This is a genomic window from Cobetia sp. 4B (assembly GCF_018831605.1).
Lineage (GTDB): Bacteria > Pseudomonadota > Gammaproteobacteria > Pseudomonadales > Halomonadaceae > Cobetia > Cobetia amphilecti.
Genome location: NZ_CP059843.1, coordinates 1,696,550 through 1,713,977, shown reverse-complemented (window position 1 = coordinate 1,713,977; position 17,428 = coordinate 1,696,550). Strand labels below are relative to the sequence as shown.

Genomic DNA, 17,428 nt, shown 5'->3' with positions numbered 1-17,428 from the left:
CGCCCTGCACCACAAGACAAAGAGCAACAGATCTGAAACGAAACGCCCCGCGACCGGATGAACGGTCGCGGGGCGTTTCAGTATGACGCTTGCGTGCGTGGCCTGAATGTGTCGAACACGTGGCCTGCATGAGTGGCCCGGCAGCTGTCTCTGGCCTTCCGCATGACCAGACCCATCGCCCGATAGCACCACGTCGGGCTCATGAAGTTCCCCGAAATTTTCATTCTTGGCATCCCGCAAAGCGTGTCTGGCATTTCGCAAAACAAAAGTGCCGCCAGCGGGTAAATAATAATGATTATTATAAACAACTAGGGAACGCAGTCTTGGCTCACTCACTCCGCCGTCCAGGTTTCACTCGCTCGCCACTCGCCCTCTCCATTGCGCTCGCGACCTCGTCACTGCTCAGTGCCACCGCTATCGCGGATGAGACTCGCACACTTGAGGCGATGACCATCGTCGGCGAGGCGCAAGGCGGCACCACGGAAGAGACTCAGGCGTATACGGTCGACTCCAGCACCAGCGCCAATGGCTTGACCCTGTCACCGCGCGAGACACCGCAGTCTGTCAGCTTTCTGACCCGCCAGCAGATGGATGATGAGGCGCTGACCAGCACCACGGAGGCGATCAACCGCCTGCCGGGCGTGTCCTCCAATCGCCTGGACGGCACCCGCGCCAGCTTCCAGTCGCGCGGCTATACCATCCGCAATTTCCAGTTCGATGGCCAACAGAGCAACACCAGCAGCTTCTGGCCGTTCGGCGACGCCGAGTGGGACACCGCCATCTATGATCGCGTCGAGGTAGTCCGCGGGGCCACCGGCCTGATGACAGGCGTCGGCGACCCGTCCGCCACCGTCAACTTCGTGCGCAAGAAGCCGCTGGACGAAGCCGCGGCCAGCGTGACAGGCGCAGTCGGCAGCTGGGACCGTCGGCGTGGCGTGGTGGATGTCAGCACGCCGCTGGATGATGCCGGCAAGGTCGGCGTGCGCTTCGTGGCCGCCAAGGACCGCTCCGACAGCTTCATGGATGATGTCGAGAATGACCGCGAGACCCTCTACGGGGTGATCGCCGCCGAATTGACGCCTGACACCGAGCTGAACGTCGGGGTCGAGTATCAGCGCTATGACCAGGATGGCGCCTATCTGGGCGTGCCGCTCTACTACACCGACGGCACGCGCACCGACTTCGACCAGTCGGTCGCCAACAATACCGAATGGGCGCACTTCTTCACCGAGAACACGCGCGGTTTCGCCGACCTGACCCACTACTTCGCCAACGGCTGGAAGGCGACCGCCGCCTACAGTCATGGCGATGCCAACTACGGGCTGACCTACAACTACCGTGGCGGCTATGTGGATCGTGACAACGGCATCCTCTACTACGACAGCAATCGCGAGTATCCGACGACCTCCTATCTGGTCGACTATCGCGGTGATCGCACCCAGAAGAACCTGAACCTGAGCGCCGAGGGTCCCTTCGAGCTGCTCGGTCGTGAGCACCAGCTGGGCTTTGGCTACATGCGGCTCAAGGAAGAGTACGAGATCTGGAGCCGCACCCCGGCGAGCGCCGTGCCGGCGCTGGGCAGCTTCACCGATCGCGATGACCCGGCGCTGGCCGAGCCGGAATGGGGCGAATGGGGCCTGACCGACGACACCGAAACCGAGCAGAGCGGTTTCTACGCCGTGACGCGCTTCTCGCTGGCTGACCCCGTGCACCTGATCATCGGCGCCCGCCTGACCGATTGGGAGATCGACCAGGACTACCGTGGCGAGCGCAGCTATGAATACAACGACGAGTTCACGCCCTATGCCGGCCTGATCGTCGACATTACCGACAACCTCACCGCCTATACCAGCTACACGCAGATCTTCAACACCCAGAGCGAACGTGCCCCCGATGGCGCCCTGCTCGACCCGCTCGAGGGCACCAGCTATGAAGCGGGCCTGAAGGCGGCGTTGTTCGAGGACCGCGCTGACGTGTCCTTCGCCGTCTTCCGCAGCGAGCAGGACAATCTGGCCGTCGAGATCCCCGGCGTCTATGTCGCCGGCACCACCGATCAGGCCTACACCGAGTCAGACGGCGCCGTGGTCGAAGGCTTCGAACTGGAAGTGGCCGGTGAAGTCGCGCCGGGCATCAATCTCTCCGCCAGCTACGCACTGGTGGACGCCGAGGACGCCGATGGCACCCAGCTCAATACCAGCTATCCGCGCCAGCAGGCCAAGGTCTACGCCACCTGGCAGCTGCCCGGCGACTGGTCGCGTCTGACGCTGGGCGCTGGTGGCACCTGGCAGGGTGATACCTACAAGGATACCGACACGCCCACCGGTACCGAGAAGGTCGGCCAGGGCGATGTCTTCCTCGCCAACGCCATGGCGCGCTATCGCTTCAATGACAACTTCAGCACCCAGCTCAACGTGTCCAACCTCTTCGATGAGGAGTACTACACGCAGCAGGGCTTCTACAGCCAGTACCTGTACGGCGCGCCGCGCAGTGCGCTGCTGAGCATGACCTACGACTTCTGAGCACGGGCCCGCCCTGTCGACAGGACACTCGTCTCCACACGTAACGCTTGCCTACCCACCGACAGCCCCTCCCCGCCAGGGGCTGTCATCTCATCTCTGGCCAGCAGCGTCTGCCGCCAGCCGATCACACAAGGAGTCTCCCTTGCGACTCACGCGACTTTCCTGCGCCATCGGCCTGACCACCGCCATGGCCGCCTGCTTCACACCTGCCGTACAGGCACACGAATCAGCGACTGCACACACGTCATCTGCCAGATCATCTGCCGCCTCCGCCGAGGCAACGGCGCAGTATCCGCTCACGATCGAACATGCCTTCGGTACCACCATCATCGAGAACAAGCCGCAACGTATCGCCACCGTCGCCTGGGCCAATCATGAAGTGCCGTTGGCACTGGGTGTGGTGCCGGTGGGCTTCCCCCGTCAGGACTTCGGGGATGATGACGGCGATGGCATGATGCCGTGGGTCAAGGCGCGCCTGGAAGCACTGGGGGCCGACTCGGCCAATCTGTTCGATCAGGGCAAGACCCTCGATTTCGATGCCGTGGCCGCCAGCCAGCCGGACGTCATCCTCGCCGCCTATTCAGGATTGAGCGAAGACGATTACGCCAAGCTCAGCAAGATCGCGCCGGTCGTGGCGCGCCCGGGGCCGCGCTGGTCTTCCAGCTGGCGCGACATGATTCGCCTCGACAGTGCCGGCATGGGCATGGCCGCCGAAGGGGAAGCACTGATCGAGCGTCTCGAGGCCCAGGTCGCCGAGAACATCGCCGCCCACCCGGAGATCAAGGGCAAGTCGGCCATCACCCTGCGCTATATCGACCCTGAAGACCCGACCCGGATCGCCTTCTACAACGACAACGATGCCCGGGGGCGCTTCCTTGCCGAGCTGGGGCTGACCTCCCCGTCCTTCGTGACGGCAAGTGCCAGCGACGGCAAGATTGGCGGGCGAGTGCCCCCGCAACAACTGGCGGAGCTGGCCGACGTCGATATCATCCTGACCTACGGCGGCCAGGCGCTGATTGAGCGCCTCAACCAGCATCTTGCGGACAATGACCTGCCCACCTTCAGCAACGACAGGGTCATCCTGCTGGAGAATGACCCGATGGGCACGGCGGCCAACCCGACACCGCTCTCGATGCCGGAAGTGCTCGATGCCTACGTAACCCAGCTTGCGCGGGCAGCGAAAGCCTCGAATGGCTGATGGTGACTGGCTTGTTCTACTGAAACAGGCGACTGGCTCATTCTACTGAACCAGGCGACTGGCTCAGAACAACTGAACCAGCCGGGCGCAGCTGAGACCCGCCACCTGAAAGACGAAAACCCCGCGACCGGTGACCCGGTCGCGGGGTTTTTCATGGAGCCTGAACTCGCCCGATCTACTTCTTGAGGCTGTCGATCAGCAGCTCAGCGACACCTTCGGAAGACATCGGGTTCTGACCGGTGATGATCAGGCCATCCTGAATCGCGAAGGAGGTGAAATCGGCCTTCTTCTCATAGATGCCGCCTTTCTGCTGCAGGGCATCTTCGACCAGGAACGGCACGACATTGGTGAGGCCGACGCCTTCTTCTTCGCCATTGGTGAAGCCGGTGACACGCACGCCGTCCACGAAGGGAGTGCCATCAGGCTTGCGGGCGTTCAGCAGCACTGCCGGGGCGTGGCAGACGGAGCTGACCAGCTTGCCAGCCGCATGGAACTGCTCGATCAGACGGATGGAATCCGCGTCGTTGGTCAGATCCCACAGCGGGCCGTGGCCACCCGGGTAGAAGATGGCGTCGAAGTCTTCGACCTTCATGTCTGCCAGCACGGCGGTGGTGGCGAGGTCCTGCTGAGCAGCGGCGTCCTTGTCGAAGCGACGCGTGGCATCCGTCTGGAAATCCTCGCCTTGGCTTGCCGGATCCAGCGGCGGTTGACCGCCCTTGGGAGAGGCCAGCGTCACCTCGATGCCGGCGTCCTTCATGACGTAGTAGGGAGCCGCCAGCTCTTCCAGCCAGAAGCCTGTCTTCTTGCCCGTGTCACCCAGCGTATCGTGGGATGTCACTACTACCAGAACCTTGCTCATGATGCTCTCCTCAACGTGCGGGATAGCCCGCAACGGTCACTTCACGAAAGATGTCGGCGACGTGATGGTCACCACGTGATGCTCACCACGTGATGGCCACCAAGTGGTGCTCGCCCTGTGTTGAATGAAGCTTACTGCTCACGCCACCATCGTCATAATCGATAGTCCGGATAGCCACTATCGCACACACAAATAGTTGTCTTGCGCCAGCGTGCTTATCGAGCGCACCCGCTCGACAACTCGCATGCCGGCAACCGGCTCAATAGGTCGGCATCAGATGCACTTCGCGGATATTGGCACGCGGCGAAGCACTGATGGCGTAGAGCACGGCATCCGCCACATCCTGCGGGTCCAGCTTGTCCGGCTTTGGCTGATCGAAGAAGGCGGTATTGACCATGCCCGGGGTAATGGTGGTGCAGCGGCCTTGCCACTCGGCCATTTCCATCGCCAGGTTCTGGCCAAAGCCGTAGGCAAACCACTTGCTGGAGCTGTAGATGGAGCCCGCATGATTGGCGCGGCCGGCCACGGAACTGGTGAGGATGAAGTGGCCCTTGCTCTCTCTCAGGTGCGGCAGGGTCGCGTGGGCGGTCCACAGCAGCGCATTGATGTTGATGTCGATGACTCGCTTCCACTCCTCGGGATCGCCGTTCTCGGTGCCTGCCTGGCTGACGCCGGTACCGGCATTGGCGAACGCCACATCCAGACGGCCATGCTGGGCGACGGCCTGCTCGACGACCTTGGCGAGTTGATCGTAGTCCGTCGCATCGGCGGCAATCGCCAGCACCTTGTCGCTGCCCAGTTCCTCGACCAGCGCATCGAGACGTTCCTTGCGACGGGCGGTCGCGACGACCTTGTGCCCGGCCTTCACCAGTGTGCGCGCGGTGGCCTCACCGATACCGCTTGAGGCGCCGGTGATCAGCACGATCTTTTCCTCTTCGGCTTGCGTCCGCTTCACATCACTCATGGCTCACTCCTGTGGGTCGCTTGGATCACTCGTCGTGTTCTGATCACTACCCTACCGCCTGAACTTGCCATCGTGATAATCGATAGTACAGATAGCTGCTATCATCCAGACAAATAGTGCTCACTCGCCCGAGTGCAACCGCGACACTCCGCCTGCTCTGGTAGTCATCATGAAGCTCAACTACGACCTCAACCTCCTGCGCACCTTCCATGCGCTGTATCTCGAGCAGAACGTCACGCGCGCCGGCGAGCGTCTGCACCTGAGTCAGCCCTCGGTGAGCGCGGCGCTCTCCAGGCTGCGCGAGCTGTTCAATGACCCGCTGTTCATCCGCGACCGCCAGCGCATGCGTCCTACCGAGAAGGCCGACCACCTGTTTCCGACCATCGAGGCGGCGCTGACCGACCTCGATGGCCTGATCAACAGCGAGCGGCACTTCGACCACACCACCGAAAGCCGTCATTTCGAGATCGCCGCCAACGACTACTTCGAGGTGCTGATCCTGCCGCAACTGGCGACGATCCTGCGTGAACAGGCGCCGGGCATCACCCTCCAGGTACGCCGTCTCTCGCAGGACATGAGCGAAGCCGGCGTGATGAGCGGCACGACGGACCTCGCCTTCGGGCGTCAGGTCGATCCGCCCGAGAATCTGGTGGTCAGGGAAGTGATCACGGAAGGCATCGACTGCCTGGTCGGCAACGGGCATCCGCTATTGGAGCGTCTGGATGATGAAGGCCGCATGACAAAGGCGGATTTCGAGCACCACGCCCATGTGCTGGTGCAACCCCATACCCGCCTGAAAAGCGGCATCTTCAAGCAGCTCGAGGGCCAGGGGCTCAAGCGTGAGGTGGCCCTGGCGGTCACCTACTTCATGGCCGTGCCCTCCCTGCTGGAGCGCTCGCCACTGATCGCGAGCCTGCCCACCGGGCTATGCCAGCACTTCTGCCGCCAGTTCGCCGTCACCCGTGTGGCACCGCCCCTCGCCTTCGCCTCCTTCCCCTTCCACTTGAGCTGGCATCGCCGCTATCAGAAGGACCCCGCGCATCGCTGGATCCGCGAGCAGATCATTGAATGCTGTCAGCGTCTGGCGGAGGGGCAGCAGATGCTGCCCTGATCCCTGAAGCCCTGTGCCCTGAGCCCTGTGCCATGAGCACAGAAAATAAGCGCCCGGCTACGAAAACGGCCCCTCACCATCCAGTGAGGGGCCGTTCTTGTCATGCCATGGGATTCAGCAGGCGAGCATCAGCCCTGCCTGGCCGCCAGGGCAGCACGATGGGCGTGCAGCTTCTGGTAGCTTTCGATCAGGCGCAGGTGGCGATCGAGCCCTTCCAGCTGCATGTTGGTCGGCTCCAGACCATGGAAGCGCACCTCGCCCTGCACGGAGCCCACCACGGCAGCCATGGTGTCTTCGCCGAACATGCGGCGGAAGTTGTAGAGGTAGTCCTCAAGCTCCAGCTCGTCATCCAGCGTGATCTCCAGCACCGCCTTCATGGCCTGATAATAGAGACCGCGCACGACGGTGTTGTCGTTGTACTGCAGGAACATCTCGACGCGATCCAGCGCGTCCTCGTGCTGACCCAGCGCGAGGTTGATCATCAGTTTCAGCTCGAGAATCGTCAGCTGGCCCCAGATGGTGTTCTCGTCGAACTCGATGCCGATCAGCGTCTTGATGTCCATGTGCTCATCAAGCTGGCTCTCTTCGAGACGCTCGCCTAGGTCCGCCAGCTGCTCATCATCGAGACGATGCAGATTGAGGATGTCCTCGCGGTAATCCAGCGCCATGTTGGTGTTGTCCCACACCAGGTCCTCGACCGGATAGACCTCGGAATAGCCCGGCACCAGGATACGGCACACCGGCGCGCCAAGATCCTCGTGCACCGCCATGTAGGCCTCCTTGCCGATCTCATCGAGGATGCCGAACAGGTTGGCGACTTCTTCTTCATTGCTGCCGGAGAAGTCCCACTCGACGAACTCGATATCGGTCTTGGAGCTGAAGAAGCGCCAGGAGACCAGACCCGAGGAGTCGATGAAGTGCTCGACGAAGTTGTTCGGCTCGGACACGGCCAGCGAGTTGAAGGTCGGCGGCATGAAGTCGTTGAGACCCTCGAAGCTGCGGCCCTGCATCAGCTCGGTCAGGCTGCGCTCGATGGCGACTTCAAAGCTCGGGTGCGCGCCGAAGGAGGCGAAGACACCGCCGGTCTTCGGGTTCATCAGCGTGACGCAGGCCACCGGGAACTGACCGCCCAGCGAGGCGTCCTTGACCAGAATCGGGAAGCCCTGGGCTTCCAGCGCCTCGATGCCTTCGACGATTTCCGGGTACTTGGCCAGCACCTCCTGCGGCACGTCCGGCAGGGTCAGTTCCTGCTCGAGAATCTCGCGCTTCACGGCACGCTCGAAGATCTCGGACAGACACTGCACCTGGGCTTCCGGCAGAGTATTGCCGGCGCTCATGCCGTTGCTGAGATACAGGTTCTCGATCAGGTTGGACGGGAAGTAGATCGTCTCACCGTCCGAACGGCGAGTGAACGGCAAGGACACGATGCCACGATCCGCACGCCCGGAATTGGTGTCGATCAGATTGGAGCCACCCAGCTCGCCGTCCGGATTGAAGATCTCCAGGCAGTAGTCATCCAGCACGCCTTCCGGGATCTCGTCGTTCGGGCCCGGCTGGAACCACTTCTCGTTCGGGTAGTGCACGAACTCGCTGTCAGCGATGGCTTCGCCGAAGAACTGATCGTTGTAGAAGAAGTTGCAGCTCAGGCGCTCGATGAACTCGCCCAGTGCCGAGCACAGCGCGCTCTCCTTGGTCGAACCCTTGCCGTTGGTGAAGCACATCGGCGAGGCGGCATCACGAATGTGCAGCGACCAGACGTGCGGCACGATGTTGCGCCAGGAGGCGATCTCGATCTTCATGCCGAGATCATTCAGCAGGCCCGTCATGTTGGCGATGGTCTGCTCCAGCGGCAGGTCCTTGCCTTCGATCCAGGTGCTCTGCCCTTCTGGCGGCTCCGCCATCAGCAATGCCTGGGCGTCCTCGTCGAGGTTGTCGACCGTCTCGATCTCGAAGCCCGGGCCGGTCTGGACGACCTTCTTCACCGTGCAACGATCGATGGAACGCAGGATGCCCTGACGGTCCTTGTCGGAGAGGTCTTCCGGCAGCTCCACCTGGATCTTGAAGATCTGGTTGTAGCGATTCTCCGGGTCGACGATGTTGTTCTGGGACAGGCGGATGTTCTCGGTCGGGATGTCCCGCGCCACGCAGTACACCTTCACGAAGTACGCCGCGCACAGCGCCGACGACGCCAGGAAGTAGTCGAACGGGCTCGGCGCCGACCCATCACCCTTGTAGCGGATGGGCTGATCGGTGATGACCGTGAAGTCGTCGAATTTCGCCTCGAGCCTCAGGTTGTCGAGAAAGTTGACCTTGATTTCCATGAACGATGCACCGCTGTGAAGAGTGTGGGCGCCAGCTCGCCAGTCTGACGGCTACGCGATGGCCGCCATTATCCAGATTTTGGGGGCCTGCGTCGCGGGTGAGGCGAAAAGCGAAAACGCCGTGTCTTCCTTGACGGTAGGGGGATTGTCACCTATTGGTTAATTTATACGTATAAATACAATAATTGATGCTTTGCCATGCCTGGTTCCCTGCCATCGACACGACAGGTCACAACCCGCCCCACCAACCACAATAAAGGGGAATGCAATGAGAAAGCGCTTCACGACCCGCAAGGTCGCCATCTACGGCAGCATGCTGCTGGGATTCTTGATGCTCGAGAGTCCATTGATGCTGATGGCCAACAAGATCGAGCCCATGGTGATGGGAGTTCCGTTCTTCCTCGTCTGGAACCTGGTGTGGTGGGGCTTCCTCACCGCCGTGTTCCTGTATGCCTACCTGACCAACTGGGGTAGCGCCAGAGCCCCTTCCACCGGCGGCAAGCGCTGAGGAGCTCACCATGACTGGAAGCATCTTGATCATCGCGGCCTTCATGATCATTCCCTTGATCGTCGGGCTCGTCTCGGCCCGCAAGTCCCAGACGACGAGCGAAGACTTCTTCGTTCAGGGGCGGGCCATGGGCAGCATTGCCGTATTCTTCACGGTGGCGGCCACCTGGTGGAGCGCCTTTGCCTTCCTGGGATCGAATGCCACCTTCTACACCAGTGGCCCGATCTATCTCACCGCGCTTGCGTGGAACCTGCTCTTCGGCTTCATGTACTACTGGGTGGGCAAGCGCGTCTGGTATCTCGGCAAGCGCTTTGACTACCTGACGCCGTCAGACCTGATGGGCGATTTCTACAACAGTGAAGCACTCAGAGTCCTCGTTGCCGTCATCACGCTGATCTTTACCGTGCCATACCTGCAGATCCAGCTGACAGGCGGCGCCTACCTGATCGAGGTCGCCTCCGGTGGCGTCGTGCCCTTCTGGCTGGCCGCACTGCTGTTCTACTTCATCATCATCGTCTATGTGTGGGTCGGCGGAATTCGCGCCATCGCCTGGACAGATGTGATCTACGGGGCGCTGCTGTTCTTCGGCATGATGTATGCGGGCTACTACATCGCCGGCCAGGCAGGTGGTCCGACCAGCATGTTCGCGCAGCTCGCCAGTGACTCGCCCGCACATCTGACGCTGCCGGGGCCGAATGGCAACATGGGCTACTCCATGTGGTTCTCGCTGTTCGTGATCGTGGCCATCGGTGCCTTCATGGGTCCCCAGATCTGGCTGCGCATGTATTCGGTGAAAAGCGGCAAGCTGTTCGGCTTGATGCCCTTCCTGCTGGGGCTCGCCGCCTTCGCCTATTTCGGCTCGGTACTCACGGGGTATACCGGTGTACTGCTGGAGCCTGGCCTGGAGAATGCTGACCAGATCCTGCCTGTCATGCTTATGAACTATGCGCCCTACCTGCTGGCATCACTGATCATGGCGGCTGGCGCGGCAGCGGCGATGTCCACCGCCAACTCCCAGATCCATGCGGTATCGACCGTCGTCACCATGGATATCTACAAGCGCTACGTGAACCCGCAAGCGGATCAGAAGCGCATCGTCCACATCGGGCGCCTGTCACTGGTCGGCTTCTCTCTGGCGGCCTACATCCTGGCACTGACCGTTCCGGGGCTGCTCGTCACGATCGGGATCGCGGCACTGGCGGGCACCGCTCAGCTGATCGTGCCGACACTGGGCGCCATCACCTGGCGTAAGGCACACCCGCAAGCGGCCTTCTGGGGCCTAATTCTGGGTATCGTGACCGTCCTCTGGCTGTCCTACGGCGCCAGCGTCAGCAACCCGCTTGGCCTGCATGCCGGCATCTGGGGCCTGATCCTCAATGCGTCAGCCTTCGTCATCATCAGCCTCGCCTTGCAGCGCAAGGATGCCGATGTGGTGGAACGCTTCGCGCAGGCGCGTCGGGATTACACCGCGGAATATCACCCGGAGCAGCTGGAAGATGATGCGGCTCCCTCACCTCAGGTGATCGAAGCCCGCTGACCAGCGACAAGGGCCTGCATTGCGCAGGCCCTTTTCATTGCCGAGCACATCTCACGTGCCGAGAACGTCCCACAAGCGATTACCTGATCACAGTACCTGATAGCCGGCACTTGATAGCCAATGGACAGGATCTGACATGACCCCAGCCTCTCTTCCCACGCAATTATCTGAATTGACCGCCACTGACGCCCTGACGCTATTTCGCCAGGGTGAGCTATCCCCTGTCGAGCTGACCCGGGATTGTCTGGAACGTATCGACACGCTCAACCCCAAGATCAATGCCTTCGTGCATATCGCCCATGATGGGGCAATGAAGGCGGCGAGAGACGCCGAAGCCCGCTGGATGAACGGCTCGCCCTGCGGCCCGCTGGACGGTGTACCGACAACACTCAAGGACCTGACGCTGTCCCGGGACATGCCAACCCGGTACGGCTCTGCCACCACATCACCCGACGGGGGGAGTGACGTCGATTCCCCCGTCGCCGCGAGCCTGCGCAAGGCAGGCGCCGTCTTTCTCGGCAAGACAGCCTCACCGGAGTACGGCTGGAAAGGAGTGACGGACAACCCGCTGCACGGCGTGACCCGCAACCCCTGGAATACCGCGCTGACGTCGGGTGGATCCTCAGGCGGGGCTGGAGCAGCGGCCGCGCTGAACCTGGGCATGCTCCATCAAGGAAGTGACGCGGGCGGTTCGATCCGCATACCCTGCAGCTTTACCGGCACCTTCGGCCTGAAACCCACGTTTGGCTGGATACCTCAATGGCCGACCAGCGCCATGTCGACACTCTCACACCTGGGACCGATGACGCGGACGGCGTCCGATAGCGCCCTGATGCTTGCCAGCATGGCAAGACCGGATGCCCGAGACGGATTGCTCGGCAACCCGCATGGTATTCATTGGAATGCGCCACTCCCATTGTCTCTTGAAGGATGGAAAATCGCTTACAGCCCGACGCTTGGGTATGTCGACGTTGCACAGGACATACGCCTGCGAGTGGACGAAGCGGTCGCTCTACTGTCGAGACTGGGCGCTGACGTCATCGAGATAGACCCCGGGTTTTCCTGTCCCCTCGATACCTTCAATACCTTGTGGTTCGCGGGTGCCACCCAGGTGGTCGAAAAGATGACCGACAGCCAGCGAGAGCAAATGGACCCGGGCTTGCTGGACATTGCAGAGCGCGGCAACAACATTTCCTTGTCGCAATATCTGGCGGCAAGACGAGAGCGGACTGCACTTTGCGCACACATGCAATCCTTCCACGAGCAATGGGATCTGCTTGTTACCCCCACCTTGCCCATTTCACCCTTTGTCGCTGGGCACAACGTCCCACCCGGCGAGAAATACACTGACTGGATGGACTGGACGCCGTTCAGCTACCCCTTCAACCTGACCCAACAACCCGCGGCATCACTCCCCTGCGGATTGGATGACAATGGGCTGCCTGTCGGACTGCATCTGGTGGGAGGAAAGTTCCAGGATATGAAAGTGATGCATGCGGCCATGTTGCTTGAGGAGATGCTTCCTGGCCTTGTCTATCCCAAGCCCTAGCCAAGAGAAGTCCATCAACCAGCCGCCGAGCTTATGGCATGCCTCAAGCCTCTGGCTTCAGCTCGCTTCACTCCTCACATCCCACCCCGCCCCGCCCCGCCCGAGCAATCGTGCGGGGCAGGCGTATTGATGAGAATCCTGATACCCACAGCATCAGGAATTTGATGCTAAAGATCGGCGCAGCCGTGTCAATAAAGGATTCAACAGTAAATAAACATTACTTCAGCACAATCGCATCAAGGATGTCCGCAGTCGATGACGGATTGATGCCTCCCCTCTCTTGCCAGGAACTCTCCCATGCTGCTCGATCGTGCCCAGGCCCTGCGCCGTGCGCTGGAAGACCACACTGCCTGCATCTTCTTTCGCCCGGATGGCAGCATTCTTGGCGCAAGCGACGCCTTTCTGTCAGCGACGGGCTATCGCCGTGATCAGGTCGTGGGGCAGCATCACCGCATGTTCTGCTCGAGCGAGGTCCATCAGGCCCCGGACTATCAACACTTCTGGCATCAGCTGGTCGCCGGCCATTCACGCGGTGGCACCTTCGAGCGACGTGATGCCAGAGGCGCGACCTTGTGGTTGGAGGCGACCTACCTGCCGGTCATGACTCGCCGCGGGCGTGTGCGCTACATCATCAAGATTGCCCGCGATGTCAGTGAGCGTCACGAGAGCGCCAGCAGTCAGGACGCCATTCTCACCGCGCTCAACACCTCGATGGCAGTGATCGAATTCGCGCCGGATGGCACCGTGCTCAAGGCCAACGACAACTTCCTCAAGGTGATGGGGTATCAGGCCCATGACGTCATCGGGCAGCATCATCGTCGCTTCTGCGCTGACAGCTTCTATGAGGAAAACCCCGACTTCTGGCGCGAGTTGGCCAACAACAGCTTCAAACAGGGGCGTTTTGCGCGCGTCACGGCCAATGGCAGCCCGATCTGGCTGGAAGCGACCTACAACCCGGTGCTCGATGCCTGCGGCAAGGTGGTTCGCGTCATCAAGTTCGCCAGCGATATCACCGCCGAGATGCAGCAGCATCAGGCAACGCGAGACGCCGTCACTGCCGCGCGCACCAGCGCCCAGCAGACGGAGACCATCGCCGCTGACGGCCTGACACAACTGGCGGCCGCCGTGGAGGATGTCACCCGCGCCGGCACGGAAGTCGCGACGGCGCGGCAGGTCATCGAGGCGCTCAATCATCATGTGAGAAGCATCAACCAGATGGCCGAAAGCATTTCCCACATTGCGCAGCAGACCAACCTGCTGGCCTTGAACGCGGCGGTCGAAGCCGCCCGCGCGGGGGATCATGGCAGAGGCTTTGCGGTGGTGGCCCACGAGGTTCGGCGCCTGTCACAGGCCACTACGCAATCCGCCGAGCAGATCAGCAAGGTATTGCGCGACAACACGGCCTTGATCCGCCAGGGGGGCGAGCGCATGAATACCGTCGTCATCCACAGTGAAGCCGGCCAGCAGAGCGTCGATCAGACCCAGGCGGTCATCGCCGAGATCCTGGCCGGTGCCCGGCAGGTCAGCGCCGCGATCGATCGCCTCTGAGGCTAGCCGGCGCCATCCATCCGCCAGCCGTTGCATGCCCTTGCATACGACGACGCCCCGCCCACGCTGAGAGATCATCAGCATGAGCGAGGCGTCATATTGCAGCGTGACAGCGGTTCCCGGCGCGCTTCAGCCAGCCAGAGAGCCGAGCGTCTTCTCCATCGTCGCGACCACTTCACGGCACAGCGCATCATCGAGTGCGTCGGCGTGCGGCGGTGCGAATCGCTGGGCGTCGTTGTCGAAGTACTGACCATTGGCGCCGGCGAATTCCTCATCCAGTGCCGCACGTACCAGGATATCAGCACCGATACCCAGGTCCTTGCCCGGCACGCCGAAGCCTTCCTTGACCATCTTGCTGGCCAGCAGAGAGCCCGGGTTGACCGCGATCAGGATCGGTCCCTGGCCTTCCCAGTCCTGGGCAAGCGTGCGGGTCCACATGGTGATCGCGAGCTTGCTCTGGGCATAGGCCGCGTAGTGGTCGTTGAACGCGACCTCTCCGATCAGCGCCTTCAGGTCCACGGAGGATTGAGCCGCCGAGGACAGGTTGACGACCCGCCCGGCCGGACGCAGTGCCGAAGCCAGTTTCTGGGTGAGCAGATACGGGGCAAGGGTGTTGACCACGAAGCGCAGGTCGAGACCGTCAGCCGTCACGACGCTGGGGGCCTGGAAGACACCGGCATTGTTGATCAGGACATCCAGACTGGCATTGGCCGCCAGCACTTCGCTTGCCAGTGAATCGATGGCGGCCAGATCGGACAGGTCGGCCACGAAACCTGCGACACGCTCAGCCCCTGCCAGCGTTGCAAGTTCGGCGACGACGCCATTGACCTTCTGCTCGCTGCGCCCGTGAATCAGCACGCGATGGCCGCGCTCCAGCAGGGCCTTGGCCGTGACCAGGCCGATGCCATCGGTAGAACCGGTGATAAGGATGGTTTTCATGCGCTCTCTCCTTGAAATGTCACACGACGCTTGAGACGCGAACGACAGGGCGTGCCCTATGGCCACACCCTGTCGTTCATCTGTGCCAGCGCAGTGTCAAATGCTGCCGCCTGGATGGCTGGCGGGTCTCGCTATCAGACCTCTCTATCAGGTCCCGCTATCAGACCTCGACGATGACCTTGCCGGTTGCCTTGCCGCTGCCCAGGCGGGCGTGGGCCTGGCCCACTTCCTCAAGCGGGAAGACCTGATCATCGATGATCGGCTTGAGCGCGCCGGCATCGGCGATACGCGCCATGTCGGCCAGAATCTCGTGGTGCTGCTGACGACGGAAGTCATGCAGCATCGGGATCAGCATGAAGACGACATGCAGTGACAGGCCCTTGAAGTGCGCGGTGGACAGGTCGATTTCCATGAAGGACACGGTCGTCGAGACATGGCCATTGAGCGCGGCAGCCTCGAAGGAGGTCGGCAGGTTGGCGCCGCCGACGGAGTCGAACACGATGTCGAAGCCCTTGCCGTCGGTGTGCTTGGCCACATAGTCGGCGACCTGCTCATTGCGGTAATTGATGGCACTGGCCCCCAGCCCTTCGACCAGCGTCTCGTGCTCATCACGACCGACGGTAGAGGCAACATCGGCACCGAAGTGACGGGCCAGCTGGATGGCGATGTGCCCCACACCACCCGCCCCACCGTGAACCAGCACCTTCTGACCGGCCTCGATGTTGGCGCGCTTGAGACCTTCATAAGCCGTGATGCCGACCAGCGGCAGCGCCGCGGCTTCCACCATGCTCAAGGACTTCGGCTTGTGGGCGATCAGGCGGACATCGGCGGCGATATACTCGGTCAGGGTGCCCGGAAGGTCGGCCAGGCCACCAGCACAACCATAGACTTCATCCCCGATGGCGTAGCCTTCGACGCCCTCGCCCACGGCTTCGACGGTACCGGCGAAGTCCATGCCCAGCAGCGACGGCAGTGCGGGAGACAGTGGCAGCTCAGGGCCCATCTCGCGAATCATGGTGTCGACGGTGTTGATACTCGTGGCGGCGATACGCACCAGTACCTGACCTGCCGCCGCTTGGGGCTTGGCGATTTCGGCCGCTTCGAACACCTCGGGACCACCGAATGATTTGACGAGCATCGCTTTCATGAGTCTGTCTCCTGCGTGGATGTGGAGCCAGCATAATTGTCATGGGCCTGAATGATAAACGGCGATAAACTACAATCAGTTTATTGGTTTTATTGAAAGTATTGGATGTATTGGGCGTGTTGGACGTATTGAGCTTGTTGGATGTAGTGGACGTCACGAACATTGCGCCAAGCCGTAGCTGGCGTGCCTCTCGCCATCGGGAGCCACGCACGTCGACGCAAATGAGGACACCCGCATGAATCTTGAGCACCTGAAGCTGTTCGTCCGCCTGGCCGCCGTGAACAGCATCAGTCAGGCCGGCGAGGACCTGGGACTGTCGCCCGCCGTCGCCAGCTCTCACTTGCGCAAGCTCGAGGACAGTCTGGGGGTGCGCCTGCTGCATCGCACCACGCGTCATGTGGCACTGAGCGAAGAAGGTCGTGCCTTTCTCCCCCATGCAGAGGAGGTACTGATCAGCGCTGAGGCCGCGCGGGCTGCCGTCGGCATCGGCACGACCTCCCCCAGCGGCACCTTGCGCATCACCGCATCCGCCTCCTTCGGGCGCATGCACCTGGTGCCGGGCCTGGCCGGTTTTCTCGAGCGCTGCCCTGATCTCGAACTGGACCTGCGACTGACCGACACCATCGTCGATCTGGTCGAGGGCGGCTTTGATATCGCCATCCGCAACTCCGCCCTCAAGGATTCCAGCCTGATCGCGCGGCGCCTGGCACCGGACAAGCGCATTCTGTGCGCCTCGCCGGACTATCTCGCGCGCCATGGCACACCGACGCATCCCTCGATGCTGCACGAACACGAATGCCTGACCCTGATCGGCATGGACCAGTGGTGCTTTCAGTGCGAGAACGGCGTCGAGCCGATTCGCGTCAAGGGGCGTATCCGCACCGACAATGGCGAAGCCGTTCGTGACGCCTGCGCCGCTGGCCTGGGCATCACCCTGTCCTCGACATGGAGCATTTACCGCCACCTGGCCGAAGGCAGCCTGGTAGAGGTGCTGCCCGAGACGCCCTTGATCAGCGAGACCGGCATCTGGGCGGTCTATCCCAGCAACCGCCAGCTGGCCCCCAAGGTGCGCGCCTTCCTGGACTACTTCTCCGAATACTTCGGCAGCCCGCCCTATTGGGATGTCCAACAGGGCTGAGACGCCGGAAAGCCCGACATACCGCCGCCAGCACCCAGCGCTGAAGCATCGGCTTGTAGTGAGCGAAGTCCGGCGTCTGCATGCCGGCCA

General features: G+C 61.9%; 13 protein-coding genes. 8 read left to right on the top strand and 5 right to left on the bottom strand.

The window, feature by feature from the left end; translation table 11 throughout:
* Positions 1-323 precede the first annotated feature (323 nt).
* Both H2O77_RS07300 and H2O77_RS07295 read left to right on the top strand, forming a co-directional pair.
* Entirely contained in the window at positions 324-2,519 is a 2,196-nt protein-coding gene (locus tag H2O77_RS07300) for a TonB-dependent siderophore receptor (RefSeq protein WP_215824282.1), read from the top strand.
* A gap of 142 nt (positions 2,520-2,661) precedes the next feature.
* Positions 2,662-3,717, top strand: a complete 1,056-nt coding sequence (locus tag H2O77_RS07295) for an ABC transporter substrate-binding protein (protein ID WP_215824281.1) — start codon at positions 2,662-2,664, stop codon at positions 3,715-3,717.
* 175 nt (positions 3,718-3,892) lie between these two features.
* On the opposite strand, the gene H2O77_RS07290 is transcribed toward H2O77_RS07295, so the two are convergent.
* Together H2O77_RS07290 and H2O77_RS07285 are read right to left on the bottom strand one after the other, a co-directional pair.
* On the bottom strand, positions 3,893-4,576 hold the full coding sequence (locus H2O77_RS07290; RefSeq protein WP_215824280.1) for a type 1 glutamine amidotransferase domain-containing protein: 684 nt from the start codon (positions 4,574-4,576) through the stop codon (positions 3,893-3,895).
* Positions 4,577-4,835: 259 nt separating this feature from the next.
* The gene (locus H2O77_RS07285) at positions 4,836-5,540 is read right to left on the bottom strand and encodes an SDR family oxidoreductase (protein ID WP_107335024.1); all 705 of its coding nucleotides are present in this window, start codon (positions 5,538-5,540) and stop codon (positions 4,836-4,838) included.
* Between the two features lie 169 nt (positions 5,541-5,709).
* Here H2O77_RS07285 and H2O77_RS07280 point away from each other — a divergent pair, with 169 nt between their 5' ends.
* Positions 5,710-6,651 carry a LysR substrate-binding domain-containing protein gene (locus H2O77_RS07280; RefSeq protein WP_215824279.1) on the top strand — a complete coding sequence of 314 codons (942 nt, stop codon included), beginning with the start codon at positions 5,710-5,712 and terminating at the stop codon, positions 6,649-6,651.
* A gap of 128 nt (positions 6,652-6,779) precedes the next feature.
* On the opposite strand, the gene H2O77_RS07275 is transcribed toward H2O77_RS07280, so the two are convergent.
* Positions 6,780-8,972: an OsmC domain/YcaO domain-containing protein gene (locus H2O77_RS07275; protein ID WP_215824278.1), complete on the bottom strand. Its 2,193-nt coding sequence runs from the start codon at positions 8,970-8,972 to the stop codon at positions 6,780-6,782.
* A 268-nt stretch (positions 8,973-9,240) separates the two neighbouring features.
* Between H2O77_RS07275 and H2O77_RS07270 the strand changes: the two genes are divergently transcribed.
* The 4 genes from H2O77_RS07270 to H2O77_RS18050 all read left to right on the top strand — a co-directional run bounded on the left by H2O77_RS07270 (position 9,241) and on the right by H2O77_RS18050 (position 14,114).
* Positions 9,241-9,480 carry a hypothetical protein gene (locus tag H2O77_RS07270; RefSeq protein WP_107335026.1) on the top strand — a complete coding sequence of 80 codons (240 nt, stop codon included), beginning with the start codon at positions 9,241-9,243 and terminating at the stop codon, positions 9,478-9,480.
* A gap of 10 nt (positions 9,481-9,490) precedes the next feature.
* Positions 9,491-11,017, top strand: a complete 1,527-nt coding sequence (locus H2O77_RS07265) for a sodium:solute symporter family protein (RefSeq protein ID WP_215824277.1) — start codon at positions 9,491-9,493, stop codon at positions 11,015-11,017.
* A 136-nt stretch (positions 11,018-11,153) separates the two neighbouring features.
* Entirely contained in the window at positions 11,154-12,566 is a 1,413-nt protein-coding gene (locus H2O77_RS07260; protein WP_215824276.1) for an amidase, read from the top strand.
* A gap of 297 nt (positions 12,567-12,863) precedes the next feature.
* Complete coding sequence (locus tag H2O77_RS18050; RefSeq protein ID WP_215824275.1) at positions 12,864-14,114, top strand: methyl-accepting chemotaxis protein; 1,251 nt, start codon at positions 12,864-12,866, stop codon at positions 14,112-14,114.
* Positions 14,115-14,243: 129 nt separating this feature from the next.
* On the opposite strand, the gene H2O77_RS07250 is transcribed toward H2O77_RS18050, so the two are convergent.
* Both H2O77_RS07250 and H2O77_RS07245 read right to left on the bottom strand, forming a co-directional pair.
* Entirely contained in the window at positions 14,244-15,053 is an 810-nt protein-coding gene (locus tag H2O77_RS07250; RefSeq protein ID WP_215824274.1) for an SDR family NAD(P)-dependent oxidoreductase, read from the bottom strand.
* A gap of 160 nt (positions 15,054-15,213) precedes the next feature.
* Entirely contained in the window at positions 15,214-16,200 is a 987-nt protein-coding gene (locus tag H2O77_RS07245; RefSeq protein WP_215824273.1) for a zinc-dependent alcohol dehydrogenase family protein, read from the bottom strand.
* Positions 16,201-16,435: 235 nt separating this feature from the next.
* Here H2O77_RS07245 and H2O77_RS07240 point away from each other — a divergent pair, with 235 nt between their 5' ends.
* Entirely contained in the window at positions 16,436-17,338 is a 903-nt protein-coding gene (locus H2O77_RS07240) for a LysR family transcriptional regulator (RefSeq protein WP_043332286.1), read from the top strand.
* The last annotated feature ends 90 nt before the right edge of the window (positions 17,339-17,428 follow it).

Excerpts from the sequence above, each read along its gene's own strand:
- H2O77_RS07275 (WP_215824278.1), bottom strand. The coding sequence starts at position 8,972 with ATGGAAATCAAGGTCAACTTTCTCGACAACCTGAGGCTCGAGGCGAAA.
- H2O77_RS07290 (WP_215824280.1), bottom strand. The coding sequence starts at position 4,576 with ATGAGCAAGGTTCTGGTAGTAGTGACATCCCACGATACGCTGGGTGAC.
- H2O77_RS07260 (WP_215824276.1), top strand. The coding sequence starts at position 11,154 with ATGACCCCAGCCTCTCTTCCCACGCAATTATCTGAATTGACCGCCACT.
- H2O77_RS07265 (WP_215824277.1), top strand. The coding sequence starts at position 9,491 with ATGACTGGAAGCATCTTGATCATCGCGGCCTTCATGATCATTCCCTTG.
- H2O77_RS07285 (WP_107335024.1), bottom strand. The coding sequence starts at position 5,540 with ATGAGTGATGTGAAGCGGACGCAAGCCGAAGAGGAAAAGATCGTGCTG.
- H2O77_RS07250 (WP_215824274.1), bottom strand. The coding sequence starts at position 15,053 with ATGAAAACCATCCTTATCACCGGTTCTACCGATGGCATCGGCCTGGTC.
- H2O77_RS07270 (WP_107335026.1), top strand. The coding sequence starts at position 9,241 with ATGAGAAAGCGCTTCACGACCCGCAAGGTCGCCATCTACGGCAGCATG.
- H2O77_RS07245 (WP_215824273.1), bottom strand. The coding sequence starts at position 16,200 with ATGAAAGCGATGCTCGTCAAATCATTCGGTGGTCCCGAGGTGTTCGAA.
- H2O77_RS18050 (WP_215824275.1), top strand. The coding sequence starts at position 12,864 with ATGCTGCTCGATCGTGCCCAGGCCCTGCGCCGTGCGCTGGAAGACCAC.
- H2O77_RS07280 (WP_215824279.1), top strand. The coding sequence starts at position 5,710 with ATGAAGCTCAACTACGACCTCAACCTCCTGCGCACCTTCCATGCGCTG.
- H2O77_RS07240 (WP_043332286.1), top strand. The coding sequence starts at position 16,436 with ATGAATCTTGAGCACCTGAAGCTGTTCGTCCGCCTGGCCGCCGTGAAC.